Raw genomic sequence first — 21,086 nt, forward strand, 5'->3', positions numbered from 1 at the left:
GCGCACAATGAAAGTCTCCGTCGTCGTCTGTACGTACCCGACGGACCGCTACGAGTACTTCCACGAATGCGTGGAAAGTGTTCTCGACCAGACATACGAAGATCTCGAGGTCGTGTTGGTTATCGACGGCAACGAGGAGGTGCACGAGTGGACGGTCGACGACTTCGGTGACGTTGAAAACGTTCGAATCCACTGTAACGAGGAGAACCACGGCATCTCGTACAGTCGGACAAAGGGAGCAGAGCTGGCCGAGGGTGAGATCGTCGCGATGATCGACGACGACGCCACTGCGGAGCCTGATTGGATTGAGACGCTGGTCGAGACGTACGAGACTACTGATGCATTAGCTGTTGGCGGTGACGTCAGGCCAGACTGGCAGGTCGAGAAACCAGATTTCTTTCCTGATGAGTTCTACTGGCTCGTCGGCTGTGTCGAACCCGGGTTCGCCGAGGACGGGGAGGAAGTCCGGAATACGTACGGCTCGAACATCTCGTATCGCCGTGACGTGTTCTTGAACGTCGGTGGCTACGACCCGAACACGGGCCGAAAAGGTGACAAGCATCTCCAGGCACACGAAGCCCCCGCCGGAATCCGGATGTTGGAGGAGTACGGGAAAGGGATGGTTTTCGTCGAGGACGCGGTCGTCCACCACAAGCTCTTCGACTACCGGGGTGACTACAGGTGGCTGGTCAGTCGTTCCTTCTGGCAAGGATACTCGAAGCGAGTCATGGACCTGCTGTACCCCAACGCACCTGACGACAAGAGCGCGTACCTGAAGCAGTTGCTAACGCATTTCGTTCCGAAGCGGGTCGCCGAACTCGCCCGGTCCCCGTCGATTCCGAGAGTGAAACAGCTTGTTACGATCTTCGTCTTCACTGCTGTCGTCGGACTCGGCTACCTGTATGCGATGGTGACGCCTGATGTCGTCGAGAAGGCGAACGCATAACGACGAGGAGACCGCTTGTCGAATTAAGTTAGAAGATAACGTAACCGGGCTTCTTCGACGCGTAGTTCGACTTGCTCGTCGGTTGTAACGAGAAGGACTTCGGCGAACACATAGAGGAGATCACGAAACCTATCGCTCAAATATCTCGTTCCGGTTTGACGTGATCGTGAACGTCGGTTGGCACGACGAGAACACGGGCCGGCAGAGCGCCACAAGCAGGTCCAGTCCCATGAGAGACGTTTGGAGCACGGTTGTGTAAGGAGTACGGTCGCGGTGTTATCTATAATAAGAGGCAGTTACGCGACAAAAACTGTTTGAGTACCGTAGTGGTTTCAAGTATCTCGCCAGTCGGTCGTTCTGGAAGTGATACTCAAAACGTATAATGGGCCATCTGGTCCAGAGACGTCTGCGGACAACAATGAGTGCTTAGTTTTTCTGTTCACAAAGCACGTCCCCAATCGGCTTGTCTCCCCTCATCAGAGCACCCGAACTCACATAGATAAAACAACTCTTCGCCTGACTCATCTTCACCTCAATGGTCGGCTTCGGCTACTTATACGCTCTTCTGAATCAAAATCTGTTGGCCAACCGGGAGGCCTTAATTTGTCGACGGTCCATCCCGGTACCGAATACAGTTCATTTATGCACGAGAACCCACGACAATAGATTATATGCGTCTTGGCCAGACATCCGCCATCTTCTTCATCTCCAAGTTTCTCGGCTCTATCATTGGCTTCGCTGCATCTGTAGTACTAGCACGAATTCTCGGCGAGGCTGTTCTAGGACAGTACGCAACAGTTCTCGCCCTTGTTGCTTGGCTGACCATTGCGGGAAAGGTCGGCCTGTCTGAGTCCATCACTAAGCGCCTCAGCGAGGGAGAAGAGGTGGCGGAGTACGTCGGTGCTGGCCTTCTGGCGACAAGTGGTATCGGTATCTTGGTCCTTGGAGTAACCGTCTTTCTCCGAGACTGGGTGAATGCCTATGTCGGCACTCCTGTCACTTTCCTCTTAATCATCATGGTACTTACGTCACTGCTCAATTCCTTTGGGAGCGCAGCGATCCAAGGTCGCCATCTCGTCCACATCTCTTCAATCCTCTCGACGCTAGCGCAACTCATCCGGAGTAGCGTCCAAATCACTCTTCTGTTCGCGGGGGCTGGGCTCCAAGCAATGCTTGCCGCTTATGCACTTTCCCGAGCGATTCCAGGTTTCATATCTTTCAAGTATATCGGGGTTCGCCCGGCATTCCCATCGCGACGGCACTTCACATCGTTATTCGACTTCGCCAAATTCTCTTGGCTTGGTAATGTCCAATCCCGGGTGTTCAATACGCTTGACATCCTACTCCTGAAGTTATTCGTTGCGTCGGGATTCGTGGGAATCTACTCGGCTGCTTGGTCAATCGGCATGGTCCTTGACCTGTTCGGAGACGCTATCCGCGCGGCCATGTTCCCAGAGATGAGCAAGGTTTCGAGTTCCCATGATGATAGTTCGGTTGCCACGTTGACAGAAAATGCTCTCACTTATACAGGGCTGTTACTGATTCCCGGCTTCGTCGGTGGCCTCATCGTCGGAGACAGACTGCTACGTATCTATGGGGAGGGCTTCGTAATTGGTACCGAGGTGCTCGCAATCCTCTTGTTCGCTCTCCTTATATATACATACACAAAGCAGCTGTTGAACACGCTTAACGCGGTTAATAGACCAGACCTCGCGTTCCGAACGAACGCTGTGTTTATCGGCTCAAATATCGTGCTAAATCTGGTCCTCATCTATTTGTATGAGTGGGTTGGTGCAGCAGTCGCAACGCTCCTCTCAGGAATCGTCGGTATCGTGGTTTCTGCACGGTACGTGAATCAACTGATTGACGTGCAGACCCCCGTAGGTGAGATTGGCCGACAGTGGGTAGCGGCAATTGCAATGGGTAGTATCGTCTACGCTGTCCGGGCATTCACGGAGGGCCATCCTCTCACCAGCTTTAACGCGGCGTACGTTACCTGCCTTGTCAGCCTCGGGGCGGCGGTCTACTTCGGATTGCTGTTGGCTATCTCTTCGCAGTTTCGGATGACGATAGTCGATAACCTCCCAGTTGAGATATAGTGTGACACACTGAGGCTCCAGAGTTCTTCGTCGGATTATATAGTCCAAATTTTAAGATGTAACTGTTTCTCATCAGCACCCTGATTATGTGCGAACGCCTCAAAGAGCGAAATATCACTGGTTCGCCATTTACTGACGTGCTCATGCCATCTTGTTCTGCTATCATTTAACACAAGGATATTTTTGACCTGACCCGGACGCGACCAACTATTGTTTGAAACTCTGACCGTTATGTAAGTCCGTATTTTTCGACGAGTGTACAGTCTGGCGTTTGGTGCATCGTCGTAGAATAAGTCACGTGGTTTCTCTGAACCACTGGGGAATCGTCGGCGTTGATCTAAGCGTGATTTCGGCAGTTGGTAGTGATCGACAACAGAAACAGTTGTTTGCTGCCAACCTGTCACTAATGATTTTTACTCACGGCTATAAAATACTGTCTGCCTCTGAGAATGTCCTCAGACAAGTCTTGGCGTCAGCGTAAGACCTTCCTTGAATATCAGTCTTCATCCAGAGTGGACCATCCAAGTCGCTCCATGATGGTGGCTCCGATGCGCTCGATTGAGAACGCCTGTTCGTACGTTTCGCGGCCTTTTGACCCGATTTCTTTACGGAGATCAGGATTTTCTCGGAGTGTCAGAATAGCTTCGGCCAATGCGTCTCCATTGGCGGGTGGCACAAGGTATATATCTTCACCGTGTTCGAACCATTCGCGGACCCCGCGTGCGTCCATAGTCACAACTGCGGTACCGGCGGCGACCGCTTCGGACACCTTGTTGGTGATGCTCGCATCGGAACGCATGTCGTCGGCGAAGATCCCGAGGGCGATATCCCCACTTGCTGCGGCCACAGAGAGTTCCTCCCAGGGGACTCTCCCATGGAAACTGACATCATTAAGACCGCGCTGGTCAACCAGACTTTGAATGCGCTTCCTTTCTGGACCTTCGCCGTAGAACTCGAAACAGACGTCCTCATCCCGAAGCCTTTCAGCCGCGTCGATTACAGTGTCGAGACCATGGTGCGGGAGGAAATTCCCCCAGTAGACAACAGTGAACTCCTCAGCCGCATCCTCCATATTATCTGGATGGAACCAAGTGTCTTCAGCACCAACTGGCACCCCGAGTAGTTTCTTTCTAGGAAGATTGTAGTAGTCAGTATAGAGGTCGCTGAAGGCGTCAGTTTCCGTGAGGTTCAGGTCCGGCAACCTCAGGGCAAAGTACTCAATCAAGTACACAATCTTCACCTTCCAGTCGTCGTAGTCGCGCAATTCGACGGTCCGCGCGAGTGAGACGAATAGGTCGTAGACCAGCGTCGCTCCCAAGCGCCATGCTAACAGGGCAGCGATTGGGAGAATGAGTGGATTAAATTTTGTGACAAGGATGGCGTCAATCTCATCTTCACTCTCTCGAGTTATTCGCCGAACGCCCCGCCAGATACGCAAATAATACACCGGCAATAGTGAGAGTTTCTTTGGACCCAAGAACAATGGTTCGTCCCGGTACCTGCACTCATGGACGGTAACTCCTTGAGCCCGAAGCCCGTCGCGGAGCGACACCTCACGGTAGTAATCACCGTTATAATCTCCGAGTAAAATAACGGTTCGACCATCATCGTCCATCGTTGAGTCGCGGTATATTCGGGGGAGCGAAAAGGCTGCCGATTAGTGGTGACGTTCCTGAGGGCCAATTCCCGACAGCATTACCGACCAGTGGGGCATTCCTGTGCCCAGTCACTGATTCCCGGTACTACAGATATCCGAGATGTTCCAGCTCTTCGCGGGCCTCCTCGGAAATTTCTTCCGTTCCTTTGGAAAGTCGAATCGAGAGGTCATCAATCTCCTGAATGTACTCTCTGGCCTCGGAAGGAGTGAATCCAGGGTCCCCAAACGTTCTCGTTGGCCGGAGATGGTGGTAGAGCGCACCGAAAGCGCGGAACACATCCCTCCCTCGAAGCGGATTGAATAACGGAGCCTGACGGAACGCATGTACGCCGAGACCAGGGACACTTGTCTCATTAAACACTACTCCACCGTTGGCATCCCAGACGCTCCGAAGATTCTGATCGTAGTAGTTCTGGAACGAGAACTCCTCAAGACTGTGGGGTTTGTCACGGTGTTCGCACAGTCGGTACGGAGGACTTCCGTCAGTGAATACCGAGTCACCAGGCATCGTCCATGGTTTCTCCTCGTCTAACGCGTCAATGATTGTTGGAAGGATATCGACGTGACTCATAAACTCTGGAACTACGGGCTGACTCGAGGAATCCGGACATCTGATAACTGTTGGGACCTCGACGAGCTCCGGCACTAAGGGGTCGCCATGACTCTGCTCACTGTACTCACCGAGCAGTTCCCCGTGGTCAGAGGTGAATATCACCAAGGTCTCGTCCAAGAGTCCGGCCGAATCCAGTTCGTCGAGACGCTGTCGAAAGCGTTCTCCCACCTGTTTACTGGCTGCTTCGTAATCGGATCGAATCCGGCTCCACTCTACGTTTTTCCCGCCAAAGTACTCTTGGGGTCCGACATCGATGTCCTTGTAGCTTGAATAATTATATGGTGCGTGCGTCGTCATGTCCCGCTCCAAGACAATGAACGGTTCTTCAAGACTTTCGACAGGGTTTGATGTGTCTTGTTCCATTCCTAGCACTTTAGCCAGTTCGGTGTTGTAAATCTGGAAGAAGCGGGTATCATAGGTCTCTGCGACGGCGTTCAAATAGTTGAACCGTGGCTCAAGCCTGTTTGTAAACGCATGTGTTTGATGCTGGTAGGGATAAAGTCCAGATACGATACTCGAGAACCCCTCCGGGGAGATTGTTCCAGATGAAACAGTTGGGACGTATTCCCCAACTTCCTTGACGGAATCTGGGAGATAGTCGTCTCTCAAGGCGTCTGCGGCAAAGATGTAGACGTTGTTTATACTCATGGGTGGGCTTGGTCATATCACGAAATAACTTTTGTGAATAGTAGTCGATTTTCTCGTTGTGGAGTCCAGATGCAGTCATGAACTCACTTGGTGAGTCAACGCACACATCCAATATAATGATAATATGTTTGGACTCATCAAGTTTATAATAAATCAGATGGTGGGGAATTTAAATGGGGGGACATGATGGCAATTGACTGTCCCATAGTAGCCATAAGACATAAATTTGGATAAAATAAGGGCTATCTATGATTCGCAGGGTTCGTCAATTATATCATAATGATGGCGTTGTACGTGTGCTTTGGGGTGTTAACGATTATATACAAAATCACCTATTCACTTCTCTTAGTGGCTTCTTATCAGGCGACCTAATTTGGGAGAAGGACTGGGATGTACTTTGTATACTTGATGGATGCCGTGTCGATACCTTCAGAAACGTCTACGATAGAAACTGTGAATCCCTAACATCAGTAGGTTCAACAAGCAGTGAGTGGATCCAGAGCACTTTTGTTAACCAACAGTATCAGGATTTGTCTGAAGTGGGATATATATCTGCAAACCCGCACGCTTCTAATCTTGACCCGGACCAGTTTGGAGAACTGTGCTTAGTCGGAGTTCAAGAAACCGATTATGGAGTTGAAACGGTTCCACCTGACGTACTAACAGACCTCGCGATTAATTGCTGGCACAACAGAGACGATATCAGTCGGCTCGTCGTTCACTACATGCAACCGCACGTGCCGTTCCGGTCTCGTCCAGAGTGGTTCACATCGAATGTTGGTGAAGATAGCTGGGGGGCTGACATCTGGAAACAGATCCGGTACGACTTGGACAGGGAGGCCTTGTTTGAAGCGTATCGTGATAATTTGGACTGGGTACTCGGTGAGGATGGAATCACTACCCTGATCAACTCAATCGACGCGAAGGTTGCCCTTACGGCAGACCATGGTAATGCTGCCGGCGAATGGAACGTGTATGGCCACCCGTTTGGGGCGCCTACTAAGGAAGTCCGCCATGTTCCTTGGGCCGAGATTTCAGCGAACAAATCTTCGGGCTATTCGACGAGTGAAGTTGATGTCAAGGATTTTGATGCAGAAGAGCAATTAGATGCTCTTGGATATAAATAATGGAAATTATATTAATGTGAATCAGTCTGTCCCTAGGTGAAACCAGCCAACTTCCTTCGGATTTCTCGAACTGACGTGAGAACCAGAAATAATAAAATATTCACCATTATTCCTCCCCTCAGATTTTTATAAGGAATCTATTAGGAAATCGATTGGGGAGAAAGGAGTACAGATTTATCCCCGGACCCGATACACAGGCATATGAAATCATCAGTGGAAGAGCCCAACATATTATTAGTTGTCTGTGATACTTTGCGTCCAGATTATATTTCTCCTTACAATAAGGAACGTGAAACACCCTTCTTTGATCGATTCGCGGAGTCTGGGACTATCTTTGAGCAGGCTTTCGCGGCAGGTCCAGGATCGTCTATCTCCCACGCGGCACTTTTCAGCGGGCAATACCCCTCCACCAACGGAGTCGGTGGACAAGTTGACTTCCCGCCGACGAAACCCCATATCGCAGATTTATTACGAGAGGCAGGGTATACCACGTTTGGTATGCCTGGCCCCTCACGAATTGGGTCACACTGGAACTACGATCGGGGATTTGAAGAGTATCTTGAAAAATGGAAGGATATTCCCTCTTCAATTAGTTTCGGAGATTTGAAAAGAGGTATCGAAAATCCTTCGTTGGTGAGTCCGATGCCTAAAGAGGTTTTGCGGCGCGCAGTATACGGAGATGACGATTTTACTTCATATCTAATTGATGTATTTAGTAACAAGACGCAGTCCCTTGAGGAACCGTGGTTCTCTTTCATAAATATTACAACGGCTCATGGGCCATATAATCCTCCCCGTCCGTATAAACAAAAGAAGGTCCCAGAGTTAAATCGGTCTAAATTAGGATTCTTAGAGCCGATTACTTCCGAGTATATCAGCCGCCAAGACGTACATTTGGATAAAATTACTGAGATGAACGACCCCAGTGGATTTGCGAAACTGCTCGCCGACTCTCAACACCTGTCCACTGCGGAACTTGAGACGATGCGCGCCCTATATGAAGCGTCTGTAGATTATCTTGATAATCAGCTTTCGAGGCTCTTCGGGCGTCTCGAATCTTCTGGAGCACTTGATAATACAATTGTTGTCCTAGTATCTGACCATGGTGAACATTTAGGAGAGAATGGATTAACCCGACACATGTACTTCCACTTCGAACCATGTCTCCACGTACCACTAATGATGTCTGGTCCCAGCATCCCTGCTGGCTCTACCCGATCCGACTTTGTCTCTCTCATTGATATCCTCCCGACATTATGTGGGAAATCTAATATAGCTGTCCCAGCCTCTGTAGATGGTCAAGATCTTTTCGAAGCACCCCCCCGCGACGCAGTGTTTGCCGAGAACGGTGTCCGCGAAACGCCGACAGTGTTCGAGGACCACCTCCCGCCGGAGATGGTCGACCGACTCGGGAGAGGCCTAAAGAGTATCCGGACGACTGAACATCTCTACACTATCGATTCCTCCGGTGAAGAACGACTTTACGATCGCGAATCTGAGACAGAATTACCGAATCCAGATCCGGAGTCACTCACGCGCTACCGTAACCGGGTCCACGAAACCCTCGGAACGGAGTTTCCCCCCGGTTCACAAGAAGAAAGCTACAGCGAGGCTATCAGGCAGGACCTTGAACACCTCGGATATCTTGAGTGATATTGATGTTACGGAGACTGTATCGCCGGGCCAGGCCGGAACTTGCGGACGCTTACCGCCGTTTACTCGGGTCCCGTCTGCTGACCCGTGACGAGTTGCTCGCTAACCCACCGGAGGGATGCAGGGTTTTCAACTTCGGGGCTGTGGAGCAGTACACGTTTAATCGACCGCGTCACACCGGGCCGCTTCCCAACGCGATCGCGGCAAAGGTAGGCGAGTGGACTGTCCCCAAGCCGTTCGTCGCGGAGATAACCGACGCGACCGTGATTGGTCCGTCGCCGCTCGTAACCGTCGATAAGCGAATCCTCCTCGAATCAACCCGTGGTACGTACCCACGGCTGCTCGATTCATCAGTACGGGCATTGGCCGCAGGACAACTCCCCGTCCAGACACGGTTCCAGCGACCTACAATGCGGTACGACGACCCACTGTTCTTGTTTGTTGGACCGTGGGCGACCGAGTACTTCCACTGGATAACCGACTATCTGGTCAAGGTGTTTTCGCTAGAGGCCTACTGCGAGCGAACTGGCGTAGACCCTCTCGTTCTGATTCCGTCGGACCCTCCGAGTTGGGTGCTTGATTCGCTCTCGCTAGCCGGTATTGGTTCAGACCGGCTCAGGGAGTGGTCCGGCGGGAGGGCACAAGCCCACCAAATCATTATTGGCTCGGCACGGTACCGAAGCTCGCCAAAATCGGGCGAGTATATATACTCTCCGGCCGCCCTAAAACGACTCGGCGAGCGGATTCGGTCCGCTGTTACAACCAATATGGACGAAGGAGGACGACGGCTGTATGTATCACGGTCAGATGCACCTAATCGCCGGGTCCAGAACGAGACAGACCTCTTGACAGTCCTTGATCAATATGGATTCGAGCGGTTCGTTCCCGGTGAACACAGCTTTGAAGAACAAGTCCGGCGTTTCGCGGAGGCAGAAACCATTCTCGGTCCTCATGGGGCAGGGCTAACGAATATGATATTTTCAACCGATGCTAAAATAATTGAACTGTTCGGGTCTTACGAAAATGCATGTTTTTTTACGCTCGCACGAGGTATCGGGTTTGACTACGTAAGCGTTTCCTGCGAATCTGATGGGTCAGACATTGTCGTCAACCCGAAGGCTGTCAAGTCTTTACTGGCGGAATTACTCTCCCAGCATGGGTGAGGCACTGGCCTTGTGTGTGGTCTTCACGTATTCGATAGTCCGCTCAAGCCCATTCTTCAGATCAACCTCCGGCTCAAAGCCGAGAATGTCTCGTGCTTTGGTGAGGTCGGGGCGGCGCTTTGCCGGGTCGTCCTCAGGTAGCGGCTTGTGGGTCAGACCGCTATCGGTGTCACAGAGGGATAGAACCGTCTCAGCGAGCTCGTTGATGGATACCTCCTGTTCACTTCCGATATTAACGACCTCTCCCTGAAGATCTTCGGCATCCATCAGTCTCCGGAGTCCTCGAATCAAGTCGTCGACGAAGCAAAACGCCCGGGTCTGCGAGCCGTCACCGTACACCGTTAGGTCTCGCCCTGTGAGTGCTTGGGTGACGAAGTTCGGAATCACACGTCCATCGTCGGGACGCATACGAGGGCCATAGGTATTGAAGATACGTGCTGTCCGAACGTCAAGGTCATACTCCTGTTCATAGGCGACTGTGAGCGTCTCACCGAACCGTTTTGATTCGTCGTAACAGCCACGGGGACCACGTATGTTCACGTTTCCAGTGTACGACTCCTCTTGTGGATGGACTTTCGGGTCCCCATATACCTCGCTTGTGCTTGCAAAGAGCATTTTTGCCTCACACGCGACAGCGTGGTCAAGGAGGTTGCGCGTTCCCTCCGTGTTAGTAAGAGCGATTCTGACAGGAAAATCAGTGAAGTCCTGTGGAGAAGCGCGGGACGCAAGGTGATATATTTCGTCGACTGGTGGGAGAGCAAGCGGTTGTCGGATGTCTACCTCTTGTAATTCAAACCGCGGGTTGTCCAGAAGATGATCTATATTCCCTGACCGCCCACTCCCGAAGTTGTCGATGCAGTATACTCTGTACCCCTCATCAAGCAAGGTGTCACAGAGGTGGCTTCCGATAAAACCGGCACCGCCGGCTACGAGAGCTCTTTGTGGAGTCATACAATAGCCTATCTATTTGGCCTATAAATTCTATTCGGAAGCGCAACCTCGTTTGGACGAAGGAGACTGCAATTGGAGATGGCTGTTATGTCTAACAGAGAACCCTCAGACCAGCGGTCACCGTGGACCAAAACTGCTATACGAATTCTTAATCAACTGTGAACGAATCGTGAAGAGTATTATCAGCGAATTTGTGTCTGTATTTCAAAATGAGGGCCCAAAAGGACTCTTTGACAGGTTGTCGAAGAGGTTCAGGTACGGTGTCGCTGCTGTCCGCGGAAAATACTCCCTCCGCATTGGCGGACACTCGATTACCTTCTCCGCACCGAACAGCACGATGGTACGACGCAACGTGGAACGGTTTCATTGGGAGCAAGCGGAGCTCAAGGACTTTGTTAGCGAAATCGAAACAAACGACATCGTCTACGATATCGGTGCGAACACCGGTCTTTACACGCTCTTTGCAGCAAAGAAGTGCCACAAAGGGGAAGTGATAGCATTTGAGCCGTATCCGCCAAACGTCCAACTCTTGAAGAAGGATATCGAGCGAAACAGCCTGACGAACGTAACGGTAATAGAGAAAGCGCTCTCAAACTCAGTTGGTAGTATTGAGTTCAGCCAGCCCACGGTAGCAGATGTCGGCTATGGTTCTTCGTCGATACAAGCCGAGAAATCAGACTCCACTATAGACGTTCCGACAACCACAGGTGATCAGCTGATATCGTCTACGAGAGCCCCCCAGCCAAATGTAGTGAAAATCGACGTTGAAGGTGCTGAACCGTTGGTGATTGAAGGACTAGCTGATGCCCTCTCGCAGCAAGAGTGTAGGATTGTCTACTGTGAAGTGCACCTACCTGGCGTCAGCCACCGCCCCTCCATTGAGGATTTCAGCACCACCGTATCTGACATAAGAGAACGATTCGAAGGATTCGGTTTCACCGTTGAGAACCTCCATACCCGAGGTGAAACTGAACTTTTCCTCAAAGCCTACAGGTGAACATAGAATGTACTTCAATATCACAATCCACAAGCATTCTATTGTTCACTAAACCGGCACTTTCTATTTGTCGAAAAGCTAACTTTGAGACCTGTTCAGTCAGAGGATTGAATTGTAGAGTTCCAGATACTGTTCCGCGACAGCTTCTTGTTCATACCGCTCAACCGCACGCTCGCGTGCGGTTTCGCTGAGATTCTCTGTGTTCGCCTCATTAAGCACCCAATCGATACCTCGCGAGAGGCCTTCACTGTCGTACGGCCGTGCCAGATAACCGGACTCAGTGTGGTCAACGATTTCGCTGGGACCGGTTGCGTCAAATGCCACAACCGGCGTCCCGCAGGCCAGTGATTCGGAGACTGTTTGTCCGAACCCCTCGTACCGCGACGGGACGACCATGACATCGGCAGCACTGTACAGCATGACAAGGCTTGGGTCATCGTGGAGGTAGCCAACGTAGTTGGTTGGGAACCCAAAATCCGGTGCTTCGGAGGGTTCTTTCGCACCAAATACGACGAGTTCAACATCGTCGACATCCCCAGAGAGCGATTGAAGCGCCTCCTGCAACAAATCAGCACCCTTCCGGTGGTCACCCATCGGATCAACTGCACCGAAGAGAACGAGTCGCTTGTCAGACGGTAGCCCGAAAAAATCACGGCCGAGTGATGGGTCCCGGGGCCTGTACGTTTTGGTATCGAGTGCATTCGGGATAACCTCGATGCGTCTGTCGCCAAACAGGGAACTCCGTCGAGCCTCTTCCGCGAGCCACGTCGACGGTGTGACGATGGTGAGGTCAAGGTCGTCCCAGTGGTGAGCCTTGCGATGCCAGCCGATGCGGGACAGGTCTGTATCGATGCTACTATCTAGCTGTGGACAGCTTCCGCAACGCTCCTCAAACCGGTCACAGCCGAAGGAATAGTGGCAGCCGCCAGTAAAGGCGGTCATATCGGGCAGGCGCCAGACAACCGGGCGTGAGAGCCGTCCGATACTCCGAACTGAAAGCGCGCCCCGCCAGACCCAATTCAGGTGGATTAGGTCCGGGTTGATATCTTGTATCCAACTGAGCTTCCGCTCAGGAAGCCAGTTTATCCCGAACCCTCCCGACTTTCCGTACAGCCTCAACGGGAGCAAATCCACGTGCGGACGGGCCAAGCTCCAGGCCCGGTCAATCGTAGATTCGGGACCGACGACGGTTGGTTCGTCCGTTGACTTTTCCTGGACCAGCAGCCGAGAGTCTACGCCAAGCCGTCGAAGACCCCGATGAATCCGCGTCGTGGCCGTCGCCGACCCACCCGTGTCGGCAGTGTTGACAAGAAGCGGTCGAATGTCGGTCTGCTGCGTTCCGGTCATGAATCCATCACCATCAGTTCGTTGAGCCTAGTGTATATAGTAGGTACATCCTGTGACGAAGACGGATTGGGCGCTGGCATCGAGTTATTTTATACAACGCGGACAGGCAGTACGGTGGTGGACAGACCGCGAGTTTCTAGGTGACTAAATTATCGTTACTCTGGTGGAAATTCAATGCTATTCGAGTCGCGTAAGTAAGCAGCGGTGTACTCGTGGAGATCAGTAGGTAGATCCGCTGGCTCGAACGCGCGCAGTCCATCGTGCTGGTCGTCGAGTTCCATCTCGTCGATACCCACGTCGGTCTCGACGACGAACCCATTGGCGAGGTAGTGCTTGCCGTCGCCGTCGAGCTCGGCCTCGTGGTAGAGGTGTTCGTATGCACCAAGTTCCCCGATAACTTCGACCTTGACCCCGAGCTCATCGCTCGCGACGCGGCGGGCGGCGTCCACAAGTCGTTCGTGCTTGTGAACGCGGCCGCCGGGGACGAACCACTCTCCTTTCGCCGGCTCGTTCGTCCGCTTCCCGAGGACGATGCCGTCCGGCGAGCGGACGACGAGGTCGATGGAGACGATAGGGACGTTCCTGACGACGGTCTCCCACTCGTCTTCGGCGATACGGTCTAGTTTCGGCGTGAACTCAGACATACTCTTTCTCGAACCACTCGACCGTGCGCTCCAGTCCGGTGTCGAAGCCAGTGGTCGCCTCCCAGCCGAAGTACTCCTTCGCACGCGAGGTGTCGAGACAGCGTCGCATCTGTCCGTCGGGCTTTGACGTATCCCACTCGACGTCGCCCTCGTAGCCGGTCACGTCTGAGATAGTTTCGACCAGTTCCCTGATGCTTATCTCCATGCCACTCCCCAAGTTTACAGGCTCGCTCCGGTCGTACTTCTCGGTCGCATCGAGGATACCTTCGGCAGCGTCCTTCACGTAGAGGAACTCACGGGTCGGTTCGCCGGTACCCCAGGCAGTGATGCTGTTATCGCCGCGTTCGCGCGCCTCCACGCACTTCCGGATGATGGCGGGAATGACGTGTGAGCTCTCCAAGTCGAAGTCGTCGCGCGGACCGTAGAGGTTCACCGGCATCAGGTAGATGCTGTCGAAGTCGTACTGCTTCCGGTAGGCTTTGGACTGCGTGAGCAGGGCCTTCTTCGCAATGCCGTAGGGCGCGTTCGTCGGCTCGGGGTAGCCGTCAAACAAATCATCCTCGGAAAAGGGGACTGACGTCTCCTCAGGGTAGGCACAGATGGTTCCGAGTATAGTGAACTTCTCCACGTCAAACTGGCGGGCCTGCTCGATGAGTTCGATGCCCATAACGGCATTGTCGTAGAAGTAGCGCCCCGGGTTCTCGCGGTTCGCACCAATACCGCCGACCGTCGCGGCGAGATGGATGACGACGTCGGGGTCGGAGTCGTCGAGTGCACGGCGGATATCATCACGGTTCCTGAGGTCGTACTCGTCGCTCCGTGGGACGAACACGTCGATGTTCTCGGAGCGCGACTTGAGGTCGTCCACGAGGTGACTGCCGAGAAAGCCTGCGCCACCAGTCACCATAACCGACTTGTTGTCCCAGTAGCTCATCTCCAGTCCACCCGACCAATCCAGCGCCGTTCGTTCTCAGCGTACCACTCGATAGTCCGCCGTATGCCCTCTTCCCAACCGACCTCAGGTTCCCAGCCAGTCTCTTCAGTCAGTTTTTCATGACCGACAAGTAGCTCCTCGACATCGCTGTCGCCCGGTCGATAGCGGTCCTCATCCTGGACAATCTCCGGGTCGTCCCAGTAGCCCTCCTCCGTACCGACGCGCAGAATCGTATCCGCCCACTCCTGCATGGAAACGTTTTCGCCGTACCCGTAGACGTACTGCTCGCCGGGGTTTCCACCGAGCGCGACGTGGAGGTGCCCACGGACGCCGTCCTCAACGTAGCACATGTCGCGTTTCGGGGTTAGATTACCGAGCTCGACGCGATCCCGTTTGAGCGCCTGCGAGATGATAGTGCCTGTGATGTAGCGCGGGTTCTGTCGTGGCCCATAGTTATTGAACATGCGCGTGGTGACGGTGGGCACGTCGTAGGCGTCGTAGTAGTTCATCGTCAGGAAGTCCGCCGCCAACTTCGAAGTGGCGTAGATGCTCGTCGGGTTGACCGGCGAGCGCTCCGAGAGCAGGACTCGGCCGTCGTCGACGAAGTCGTGGTTTTCACGCACCTCGTCCCTAACGTTGCCGTACTCCTCGGAAGTGCCAGCGGTATCGAACTTCGCGATGTCCAAATCGAGGTCAACCACAGACTGGAGGAGGTTGAGCGTCCCGCCAACATTCGCGTCGACCGTCTCGTACGGGCGTTCCCACGACTCACCGACGTGTGCCTGCGCCCCGAGGTGGAAGATGAGCGAGTCGGAATGACCCTTGAGCGCGGAGAGCGCGCGCTCAACCGAGTGCTTGTCTCGGAGGTCGCCCCTGTGAACGGTGACATCCTCCGAGTGGTGACGGATGTTGTTGAGTTCGCCACTCGACGTTGCACGGACGAAAACGTGGACATTGGCGTCGTACTCAACGAGTGTATCGACCAGATGACTTCCGACGAATCCGTCCGCGCCGGTGACGAACACCGTGCGTTCGGCGAGTTTCGAGGAGAGATTCATTGTCAACCTCTCCACGGCCATCGCATATATGTTTTCATATCTCTCAAAACGGACACTGAAGGGCCTCAGAAAGCAGCTACAGCTGGATTAGTGATTGTCGGTTGTACGCGGTCGACCTTTGCTTACCGGTCCCGCATCACCGCCTCGCCAAGCTTGCTCGTCTTCCCCGTCCAACACGACGCCAGCATCTAAACTAGAATCATTCCCATCTTCGCTTCGTCAAGACACGAGGCTGAGCTTCAATCATCCGATATCGACCCACTACCCCTTCACATTCATCCGGACGTACCCGTTTTCGTGGCGCAAATTGGCCACCTTCCTGCCAGCCCTAAAGTTCTAATCCTGCTAGACACCAATTTCAGACGCACTCTCGATGCACAACGTTCCTACCGCGCATCAGTCCGAGTTCTTCACCTCTACCATATTCCCAACTCTAACGTCTGGTCCGACCATACTCATACCGCGAACGAAGGAGTTGAGACCGATGTCCGCGCCGGAGTACAGCACCACTGACCCTTGGATATAGGGGTCGTTACGAAACCACTCACCCTCCTAGACGACGACCGGGCCGGATAACGTCGCATCATCCTTTACATCGCCGTCTAGCATGTGATATCTGGAGTCCGTGATTCCGTACTAGCTGCGTTCACTGAGTTCAGTACGATTGATAGCGTCGAAGATAGACTCCTCGAACTCGTAAAGTGCCAGATTCAGCAGGTTCGATGCAGCTAGGGGGCTTCTCCGCCTGCTTGGCTAGCCGGTCATAACCGTCGCTGACGATGCCGTAGTTCGAGGGTACGTTGACGGGCTTCGTTGCCGGCGGCAGTGCAGCTGGCCTCGACCAGCCCGCCAACCAGCCCGTCGGTGACGACCACGTCGCTGTTCAGCATAAGGAGCGAACTGTCGCCAGCGTAAGTAGTCCTGAGTTGTTCGGTCTACTCACCGTATTCGACGGGAGCCTGTGTCAGATGTCGCCGCCGAGGTCGCGGATGACCTCGTCACGGTAGCCAACGAGGAATGACGCCGCGCTCAACGTACGGCGTGCGCACGTCCAATACTCATACGACTAACTGGGCGCCGGCTATGAGGAGCACCGGTCCCAGCCGGTTCACGTTCAGAGGCGCATTCGGGTACCCCTGCCGGCGGCTACGACTACTGACTGCATCTACTCGGACCGGCTCTCTGCGGTCGTTTCCTGAGCATCCTTATCTGGAGCGCCCGCGTCGTCGTCAACCCCGGTTTCACCCGTTTCTTGAAGCTTGTGCTCGGTCTGTTCTCGGTCCTCCGGATACCCGATATCACTCCGCCAGCCGTCGATACGAATCGCGTCGATGGTCCGCCCACTCTGAATCAGCAGGTCCACAGCATCAGATATCTCGTACTCGCCGCGGTTCGACGGCTGCACGAGGTGACAGGCGTGGAAGATTGCGGGCGTGAACGTGTAGAATCCGGTCATCACGAGGTTCGACGGCGGATCGTCGGGCTTCTCGACCACGTCCGTAATCTCTCCATACTGGTTCGTCGCACAGACGCCGTAGCGACTCGCCTCCTCCCAGGGCACTTCCTCGACCAGGAAGGCCGCATCAGCTCTATCCTCCCGCTGCCGACGGACCACGTCCTGCAGATTGGCGTCGAAGATGTTGTCGCCGAGCATGAGCATGAAGTCGTCGTCGATGTGCTCCTCGACAGTCAATAACGCATGCGCGAGGCCCTTCTGCTCTCGTTGATGAGCGTACGTGATGGGTATGCCCTCAAATTCATCGCCGTAGTGACTGATTATCTTCTCTTTCATGTAGCCGACGACGATGACGAACTCGTCGGCACCGAGGTCGCGAAGTTGCTCCAGACAGTGCGTGATGATTGGTTTGCCGGCGACCTCGACCATGCCTTTCGGTTTGTCGTCGGTGAGTGGCCGCAATCGCGTACCTTTCCCAGCTGCGAGGACGACTGCTTTCATACAACAGTCTCCATTCTCCCGTGGCTAAATACTTTTAGCCCGCGCGTCGGCACGCCGACAGCAACTCTTTTGCGCCCGCACCGAGGAAGTCCGGGCGATGGCCGACAGCGACGACGTGTGCGTGCTGGTCCCGACCTACAACGAGGCGGCGACCATCGGCGAGGTTGTCGACGGAATGCGCGAGCAGGGCTTCGAGAACGTCCTCGTCATCGACGGGCACTCCTCGGATGGAACCCGTGACATCGCCCAACAGCACGGCGCACGCGTCGTCAAGCAGAGCGGGTCCGGACGCGGCTCCGGAAAGGGGCAAGCCGTCCGCGAGGGCGTCCTCCAGCACATCGACGCGGAGTACGTCTTGATGCTGGACGGTGACGGAACCTACAGACCCGACGAAGCCCACGACATGCTCGAACCTCTGTTCGAGGGCCGCGCCGAGCACGTCATCGGCGACCGGTTCGCCGACATGGAGTCAGGGGCGATGACGCGACTCAACCGCTTCGGCAACCGGATGATCAACACGGGCTTCGCCGTCATCCACGGGCAGAACTTCCGGGACATCCTGAGCGGCTACCGGGCCTTCACTCGCGAGTCGTTCGAGCGGATGACGCTCAACGCGGAGGGCTTCGGTATCGAGACCGAACTCGCCGTTGAGTGCGCGCGCCAGGGCATCCGAACCGAAGTGGTCGACATCACCTACCTCGCGCGCCCCGACGAGTCACAGACGAACCTGCGGCCGTTCCGGGATGGGGGCGGTATCCTCCTGACGCTGTACCTGCGCTCGAAGACGCACAATCCCTTGTTCTACTTCGGAAGCGTCGGTGGTATGAGCGGCCTCGCCGGTATCTTCATCGGTGCGTGGGTCGGGTACGAGTGGTTCTTCAGAGGCGTGCCGCACAACATCCTGGCGATGCTCGCCGGCGTCCTCCTACTACTCGGCGTTCAGCTCGCCATGTTCGGCGTGCTCGCGGACACCATCGTCTCCCTGCATCAGGAACAGCGCAGCCGCCTCGAACGAATCGCGGAGGAGACGCGCGCGGACACGGAGACCGTCGAAGAGACCGCCTCGGCCGAGAACTAGAAGGGCAGGACGCCCCGCATCCGCTCGACGAAACTCACGCTCCCCGAACGGTACTCGTCGAACACAGGATACAGCGCGTTCAGGAGGGCCTGTTCGTCTTCGAACTCCCTGACACCGGCCTCGGCGATCGCCTTGCCGAGTTTGATCGTCCGCCCGCGGGTGTCATAGGGTATCTCCACGTTGCCGAGTCGCTTCTGGAGGTCCTCGGCGCGGGCGGGGTAGTCGATGTCGTAGTGGTCGAGTTCCGCGTCTACCCGCGCGATACCGAAGTCCATCGCGCCAGCTTCGTTCGTGTCGTTCGACGGCGGGCGCATTGCCATATATGCGTCCTGTCGGGACCCGAGCATCAAAATGCTTCGGTCGAAAGCAACTTGGGCACCGGCGTGTTCACCCCGTGTATGACCGAGTACACGACGGTCTCCATCCCGAAGGACCTCGCCGACCGCGTCGACGAAACCATCGAGGGCACGAGCTTCTCGTCGACCTCGGACCTCGTGCGCTTCCTGCTGCGTAGCATCGTCATCCAGCACCAGCGCTCGGACGGGCTGTCGGAGGCGGAGTTCGACGAGATCACGAACCAGCTGCGGGACCTGGGCTACCTGGAGTAGCGAGGAACAGCCGAGAGAATCACTGGAACTGTTCTTGGGGCGGCTCGGCGTCGACGACCGAGAGTTCCTGCTGGGTGCCGGCACGGTCGAAGGCACGGACCGTCTCGGCCTCCCAGGGTGGAATCGCGACGAAGACGACGGCGTGCAGGTCGTCCTCGATAGAGACGGACCGCCCGCCGGTCGGGTGCGAGACGAACCGGCCGTGGGTCTGGCCGGGGGGCGTCGAGAGGTCGACACCGAAGACCGCGTTCACCGAGCGCCCGGCGTCGGGCAGGTAGAAGTCGGTGAAGACGGGTGTCTCGGGCGGGAGGTCGTCGGCGCCGTCGAGGTCGCCGGCCGCCGAGGCAGCGAGCGAGAGCGTCACGCCCTCCGGGTCTGCCTCTTCGGCGATGTCGACGAGGACCTCGAGCAACCCGCGAGTTACGTAGACCACGACGGTCTCTAGCACGCGTGATGATTAAAACCGTCCGGTCGTTCGTCTCGCTGCTGTGGATAACGATGGCCGGCCGGACCGAGACCCGGTTCAGCCGTCCCAGAACTCGCTCGCCCTGCTTCTGCCGCGGCGTCGGAGGTCGGCGAGGAAGTCAGGGTCGCGGTCGAACTTCGAGTACGCGTCGAGGTTCTTCCGCAGGGTAACCTCGCGAATCTGTATCTCCTTGTAATCGGGATTGCCCTCGACGAACGCGTTCACCGTCTCGATGGTGTGTTTCTCCTGGTCGAGCGAGAGGTTCCCCGAGAGTTCGGTCCGCCGGTCGGTTATCTCGAGCATCGAGCGCGGCGGGACCGTCCGAGTTTCGGGGTCCATCGCCTTGGGGTCGATGCGGACGATCCAGATCTCGTCGGGCTTGTCCGCGACGTCGACGCCGGCCGTGAAGTGGCGTATCGGCGGGTTCTGCGAGAACAGGCCGTCCCAGTAGTAGCGGCCATCGATCTCGACGGCTTCGAAGATGGTCGGGACAGCGGCCGAAGCGAGGGCAGCGTCGGCCGCCTCGTCGGGGGAACCCACGTGCTGGAAGGTTTCGGGTTTCGCGGCCACCCTGTCTGCATCGGTCGTGAACACGGTGAAGTCGCCGCTCTGGACCTCGACCGCGCCGAGGAACAGTGCGGGGATGGCTTCATCGCTGTCGGCCTCCTCGCTATCCTCGAAGGCACCGGGCACGTCGCAGTAGCGATAGACTGTCTCGCGCAACTGGTCCTGTCCGACGTCGGCCCAGGGGTTGTAGTAGGGGCTGACGCCGACGGACCCGAATTCGCTCATGAACCTGCTACTCGCCAGCGACCAGTCGTTCGCGACGGCTTCGGCATAGGAATCAGCCGCCACGTCCCGCCAGAACGCGGTGAGGTTCGAGACCGCGGTCTCGGGCGCGCCCGCAGCCAGCCCTGCCCACCCGAGCAGCGCACAGATGCCGCCGCCGGAGGTCCCACTCAGCGCTATCAGGTTGTACTCGTCGGGGCAGTCCTCGAGGATACGTTGCAGTGCTCCCGCGGCGAAGGCGGTGTGGCTCCCGCCGCCCTGGCAGGCGACCGCGACGTTCGTCATGACGTGGTGAGACGACGGTGGCTATCACCATAGCCGACGGCCCTTGCCAGCCATGGTGGTCCCTGT

Annotated in this window: 19 protein-coding genes; 8 read left to right on the forward strand and 11 right to left on the reverse strand. The window is 55.4% G+C overall.

Going from position 1 to position 21,086, the window contains the following annotated elements:
- Window positions 1-7: 7 nt before the first annotated feature.
- Together aglG and NOV86_RS03440 are read left to right on the forward strand one after the other, a co-directional pair.
- A complete protein-coding gene (aglG, locus tag NOV86_RS03435) occupies window positions 8-946 on the forward strand; it encodes a glucosyl-dolichyl phosphate glucuronosyltransferase (RefSeq protein WP_267639829.1) in 939 nt (312 codons plus the stop codon).
- Between the two features lie 671 nt (window positions 947-1,617).
- The gene (locus NOV86_RS03440) at window positions 1,618-3,045 is read left to right on the forward strand and encodes an oligosaccharide flippase family protein (RefSeq protein ID WP_267639830.1); all 1,428 of its coding nucleotides are present in this window, start codon (window positions 1,618-1,620) and stop codon (window positions 3,043-3,045) included.
- A 496-nt stretch (window positions 3,046-3,541) separates the two neighbouring features.
- Here the strand turns inward: NOV86_RS03440 and NOV86_RS03445 are convergent, their stop codons facing one another.
- Together NOV86_RS03445 and NOV86_RS03450 are read right to left on the reverse strand one after the other, a co-directional pair.
- On the reverse strand, window positions 3,542-4,660 hold the full coding sequence (locus NOV86_RS03445; protein WP_267639831.1) for a glycosyltransferase family 4 protein: 1,119 nt from the start codon (window positions 4,658-4,660) through the stop codon (window positions 3,542-3,544).
- A 127-nt stretch (window positions 4,661-4,787) separates the two neighbouring features.
- A complete protein-coding gene (locus NOV86_RS03450) occupies window positions 4,788-5,963 on the reverse strand; it encodes a sulfatase-like hydrolase/transferase (protein ID WP_267639832.1) in 1,176 nt (391 codons plus the stop codon).
- A gap of 248 nt (window positions 5,964-6,211) precedes the next feature.
- On the opposite strand from NOV86_RS03450, the gene NOV86_RS03455 reads away from it, so the two are divergent.
- From NOV86_RS03455 to NOV86_RS03465, 3 genes are all read left to right on the forward strand, one after another.
- Complete coding sequence (locus NOV86_RS03455) at window positions 6,212-7,090, forward strand: alkaline phosphatase family protein (protein ID WP_267639833.1); 879 nt, start codon at window positions 6,212-6,214, stop codon at window positions 7,088-7,090.
- 201 nt (window positions 7,091-7,291) lie between these two features.
- A complete protein-coding gene (locus NOV86_RS03460) occupies window positions 7,292-8,743 on the forward strand; it encodes a sulfatase family protein (RefSeq protein ID WP_267639834.1) in 1,452 nt (483 codons plus the stop codon).
- Between the two features lie 5 nt (window positions 8,744-8,748).
- The gene (locus NOV86_RS03465) at window positions 8,749-9,906 is read left to right on the forward strand and encodes a glycosyltransferase family 61 protein (RefSeq protein ID WP_267639835.1); all 1,158 of its coding nucleotides are present in this window, start codon (window positions 8,749-8,751) and stop codon (window positions 9,904-9,906) included.
- Here NOV86_RS03465 and NOV86_RS03470 read toward each other — a convergent pair.
- Window positions 9,886-10,857, reverse strand: coding sequence for a UDP-glucuronic acid decarboxylase family protein (locus NOV86_RS03470; protein WP_267639836.1), 972 nt, complete (start codon window positions 10,855-10,857; stop codon window positions 9,886-9,888). The genes NOV86_RS03465 and NOV86_RS03470 overlap by 21 nt on opposite strands.
- A 169-nt stretch (window positions 10,858-11,026) precedes the next feature.
- Between NOV86_RS03470 and NOV86_RS03475 the strand changes: the two genes are divergently transcribed.
- Window positions 11,027-11,854: an FkbM family methyltransferase gene (locus NOV86_RS03475; RefSeq protein ID WP_267639837.1), complete on the forward strand. Its 828-nt coding sequence runs from the start codon at window positions 11,027-11,029 to the stop codon at window positions 11,852-11,854.
- A gap of 99 nt (window positions 11,855-11,953) precedes the next feature.
- On the opposite strand, the gene NOV86_RS03480 is transcribed toward NOV86_RS03475, so the two are convergent.
- The 5 genes from NOV86_RS03480 to aglF form a co-directional block, all read right to left on the reverse strand.
- Complete coding sequence (locus tag NOV86_RS03480) at window positions 11,954-13,201, reverse strand: glycosyltransferase family 4 protein (protein ID WP_267639838.1); 1,248 nt, start codon at window positions 13,199-13,201, stop codon at window positions 11,954-11,956.
- Between the two features lie 155 nt (window positions 13,202-13,356).
- The gene (locus NOV86_RS03485; RefSeq protein WP_267639839.1) at window positions 13,357-13,845 is read right to left on the reverse strand and encodes an NUDIX domain-containing protein; all 489 of its coding nucleotides are present in this window, start codon (window positions 13,843-13,845) and stop codon (window positions 13,357-13,359) included.
- Window positions 13,838-14,779, reverse strand: a complete 942-nt coding sequence (locus NOV86_RS03490; protein WP_267639840.1) for a GDP-L-fucose synthase family protein — start codon at window positions 14,777-14,779, stop codon at window positions 13,838-13,840. Before NOV86_RS03490 ends, NOV86_RS03485 begins: the two co-directional genes overlap by 8 nt.
- The gene (locus NOV86_RS03495; protein WP_267639841.1) at window positions 14,776-15,837 is read right to left on the reverse strand and encodes a GDP-mannose 4,6-dehydratase; all 1,062 of its coding nucleotides are present in this window, start codon (window positions 15,835-15,837) and stop codon (window positions 14,776-14,778) included. Before NOV86_RS03495 ends, NOV86_RS03490 begins: the two co-directional genes overlap by 4 nt.
- 1,165 nt (window positions 15,838-17,002) lie before the next feature.
- The gene (gene aglF / locus NOV86_RS03500) at window positions 17,003-17,794 is read right to left on the reverse strand and encodes a UTP--glucose-1-phosphate uridylyltransferase AglF (protein ID WP_267639842.1); all 792 of its coding nucleotides are present in this window, start codon (window positions 17,792-17,794) and stop codon (window positions 17,003-17,005) included.
- 97 nt (window positions 17,795-17,891) lie between these two features.
- Here aglF and aglJ point away from each other — a divergent pair, with 97 nt between their 5' ends.
- Window positions 17,892-18,872: an S-layer glycoprotein N-glycosyltransferase AglJ gene (aglJ, locus tag NOV86_RS03505; protein ID WP_267639843.1), complete on the forward strand. Its 981-nt coding sequence runs from the start codon at window positions 17,892-17,894 to the stop codon at window positions 18,870-18,872.
- Here aglJ and NOV86_RS03510 read toward each other — a convergent pair.
- Window positions 18,869-19,192 carry a hypothetical protein gene (locus NOV86_RS03510; protein WP_267639844.1) on the reverse strand — a complete coding sequence of 108 codons (324 nt, stop codon included), beginning with the start codon at window positions 19,190-19,192 and terminating at the stop codon, window positions 18,869-18,871. The two genes, aglJ and NOV86_RS03510, sit on opposite strands and share 4 nt — an antisense overlap.
- A gap of 78 nt (window positions 19,193-19,270) precedes the next feature.
- On the opposite strand from NOV86_RS03510, the gene NOV86_RS03515 reads away from it, so the two are divergent.
- On the forward strand, window positions 19,271-19,480 hold the full coding sequence (locus NOV86_RS03515; protein WP_267639845.1) for a ribbon-helix-helix domain-containing protein: 210 nt from the start codon (window positions 19,271-19,273) through the stop codon (window positions 19,478-19,480).
- 19 nt (window positions 19,481-19,499) lie between these two features.
- On the opposite strand, the gene NOV86_RS03520 is transcribed toward NOV86_RS03515, so the two are convergent.
- Together NOV86_RS03520 and NOV86_RS03525 are read right to left on the reverse strand one after the other, a co-directional pair.
- On the reverse strand, window positions 19,500-19,913 hold the full coding sequence (locus tag NOV86_RS03520; protein WP_267639846.1) for a JAB/MPN domain protein-containing protein: 414 nt from the start codon (window positions 19,911-19,913) through the stop codon (window positions 19,500-19,502).
- Between the two features lie 90 nt (window positions 19,914-20,003).
- The gene (locus tag NOV86_RS03525) at window positions 20,004-21,020 is read right to left on the reverse strand and encodes a patatin-like phospholipase family protein (protein WP_267639847.1); all 1,017 of its coding nucleotides are present in this window, start codon (window positions 21,018-21,020) and stop codon (window positions 20,004-20,006) included.
- Between the last annotated feature and the right edge of the window lie 66 nt (window positions 21,021-21,086).

Origin of the sequence: Haloarchaeobius amylolyticus, from assembly GCF_026616195.1 — an archaeon.
GTDB lineage: Archaea > Halobacteriota > Halobacteria > Halobacteriales > Natrialbaceae > Haloarchaeobius > Haloarchaeobius amylolyticus.

Coding starts and splice junctions, on each gene's coding strand:
- NOV86_RS03515 (WP_267639845.1), top strand. CDS start 19,271: ATGACCGAGTACACGACGGTCTCCATCCCGAAGGACCTCGCCGACCGC.
- NOV86_RS03465 (WP_267639835.1), top strand. CDS start 8,749: ATGTTACGGAGACTGTATCGCCGGGCCAGGCCGGAACTTGCGGACGCT.
- NOV86_RS03485 (WP_267639839.1), bottom strand. CDS start 13,845: ATGTCTGAGTTCACGCCGAAACTAGACCGTATCGCCGAAGACGAGTGG.
- NOV86_RS03480 (WP_267639838.1), bottom strand. CDS start 13,201: ATGACCGGAACGCAGCAGACCGACATTCGACCGCTTCTTGTCAACACT.
- NOV86_RS03490 (WP_267639840.1), bottom strand. CDS start 14,779: ATGAGCTACTGGGACAACAAGTCGGTTATGGTGACTGGTGGCGCAGGC.
- NOV86_RS03510 (WP_267639844.1), bottom strand. CDS start 19,192: ATGGCAATGCGCCCGCCGTCGAACGACACGAACGAAGCTGGCGCGATG.
- NOV86_RS03455 (WP_267639833.1), top strand. CDS start 6,212: ATGATTCGCAGGGTTCGTCAATTATATCATAATGATGGCGTTGTACGT.
- NOV86_RS03525 (WP_267639847.1), bottom strand. CDS start 21,020: ATGACGAACGTCGCGGTCGCCTGCCAGGGCGGCGGGAGCCACACCGCC.
- aglF (WP_267639842.1), bottom strand. CDS start 17,794: ATGAAAGCAGTCGTCCTCGCAGCTGGGAAAGGTACGCGATTGCGGCCA.
- NOV86_RS03440 (WP_267639830.1), top strand. CDS start 1,618: ATGCGTCTTGGCCAGACATCCGCCATCTTCTTCATCTCCAAGTTTCTC.
- NOV86_RS03470 (WP_267639836.1), bottom strand. CDS start 10,857: ATGACTCCACAAAGAGCTCTCGTAGCCGGCGGTGCCGGTTTTATCGGA.
- NOV86_RS03450 (WP_267639832.1), bottom strand. CDS start 5,963: ATGAGTATAAACAACGTCTACATCTTTGCCGCAGACGCCTTGAGAGAC.
- NOV86_RS03495 (WP_267639841.1), bottom strand. CDS start 15,837: ATGAATCTCTCCTCGAAACTCGCCGAACGCACGGTGTTCGTCACCGGC.
- NOV86_RS03445 (WP_267639831.1), bottom strand. CDS start 4,660: ATGGACGATGATGGTCGAACCGTTATTTTACTCGGAGATTATAACGGT.
- NOV86_RS03460 (WP_267639834.1), top strand. CDS start 7,292: ATGAAATCATCAGTGGAAGAGCCCAACATATTATTAGTTGTCTGTGAT.
- aglJ (WP_267639843.1), top strand. CDS start 17,892: ATGGCCGACAGCGACGACGTGTGCGTGCTGGTCCCGACCTACAACGAG.
- aglG (WP_267639829.1), top strand. CDS start 8: ATGAAAGTCTCCGTCGTCGTCTGTACGTACCCGACGGACCGCTACGAG.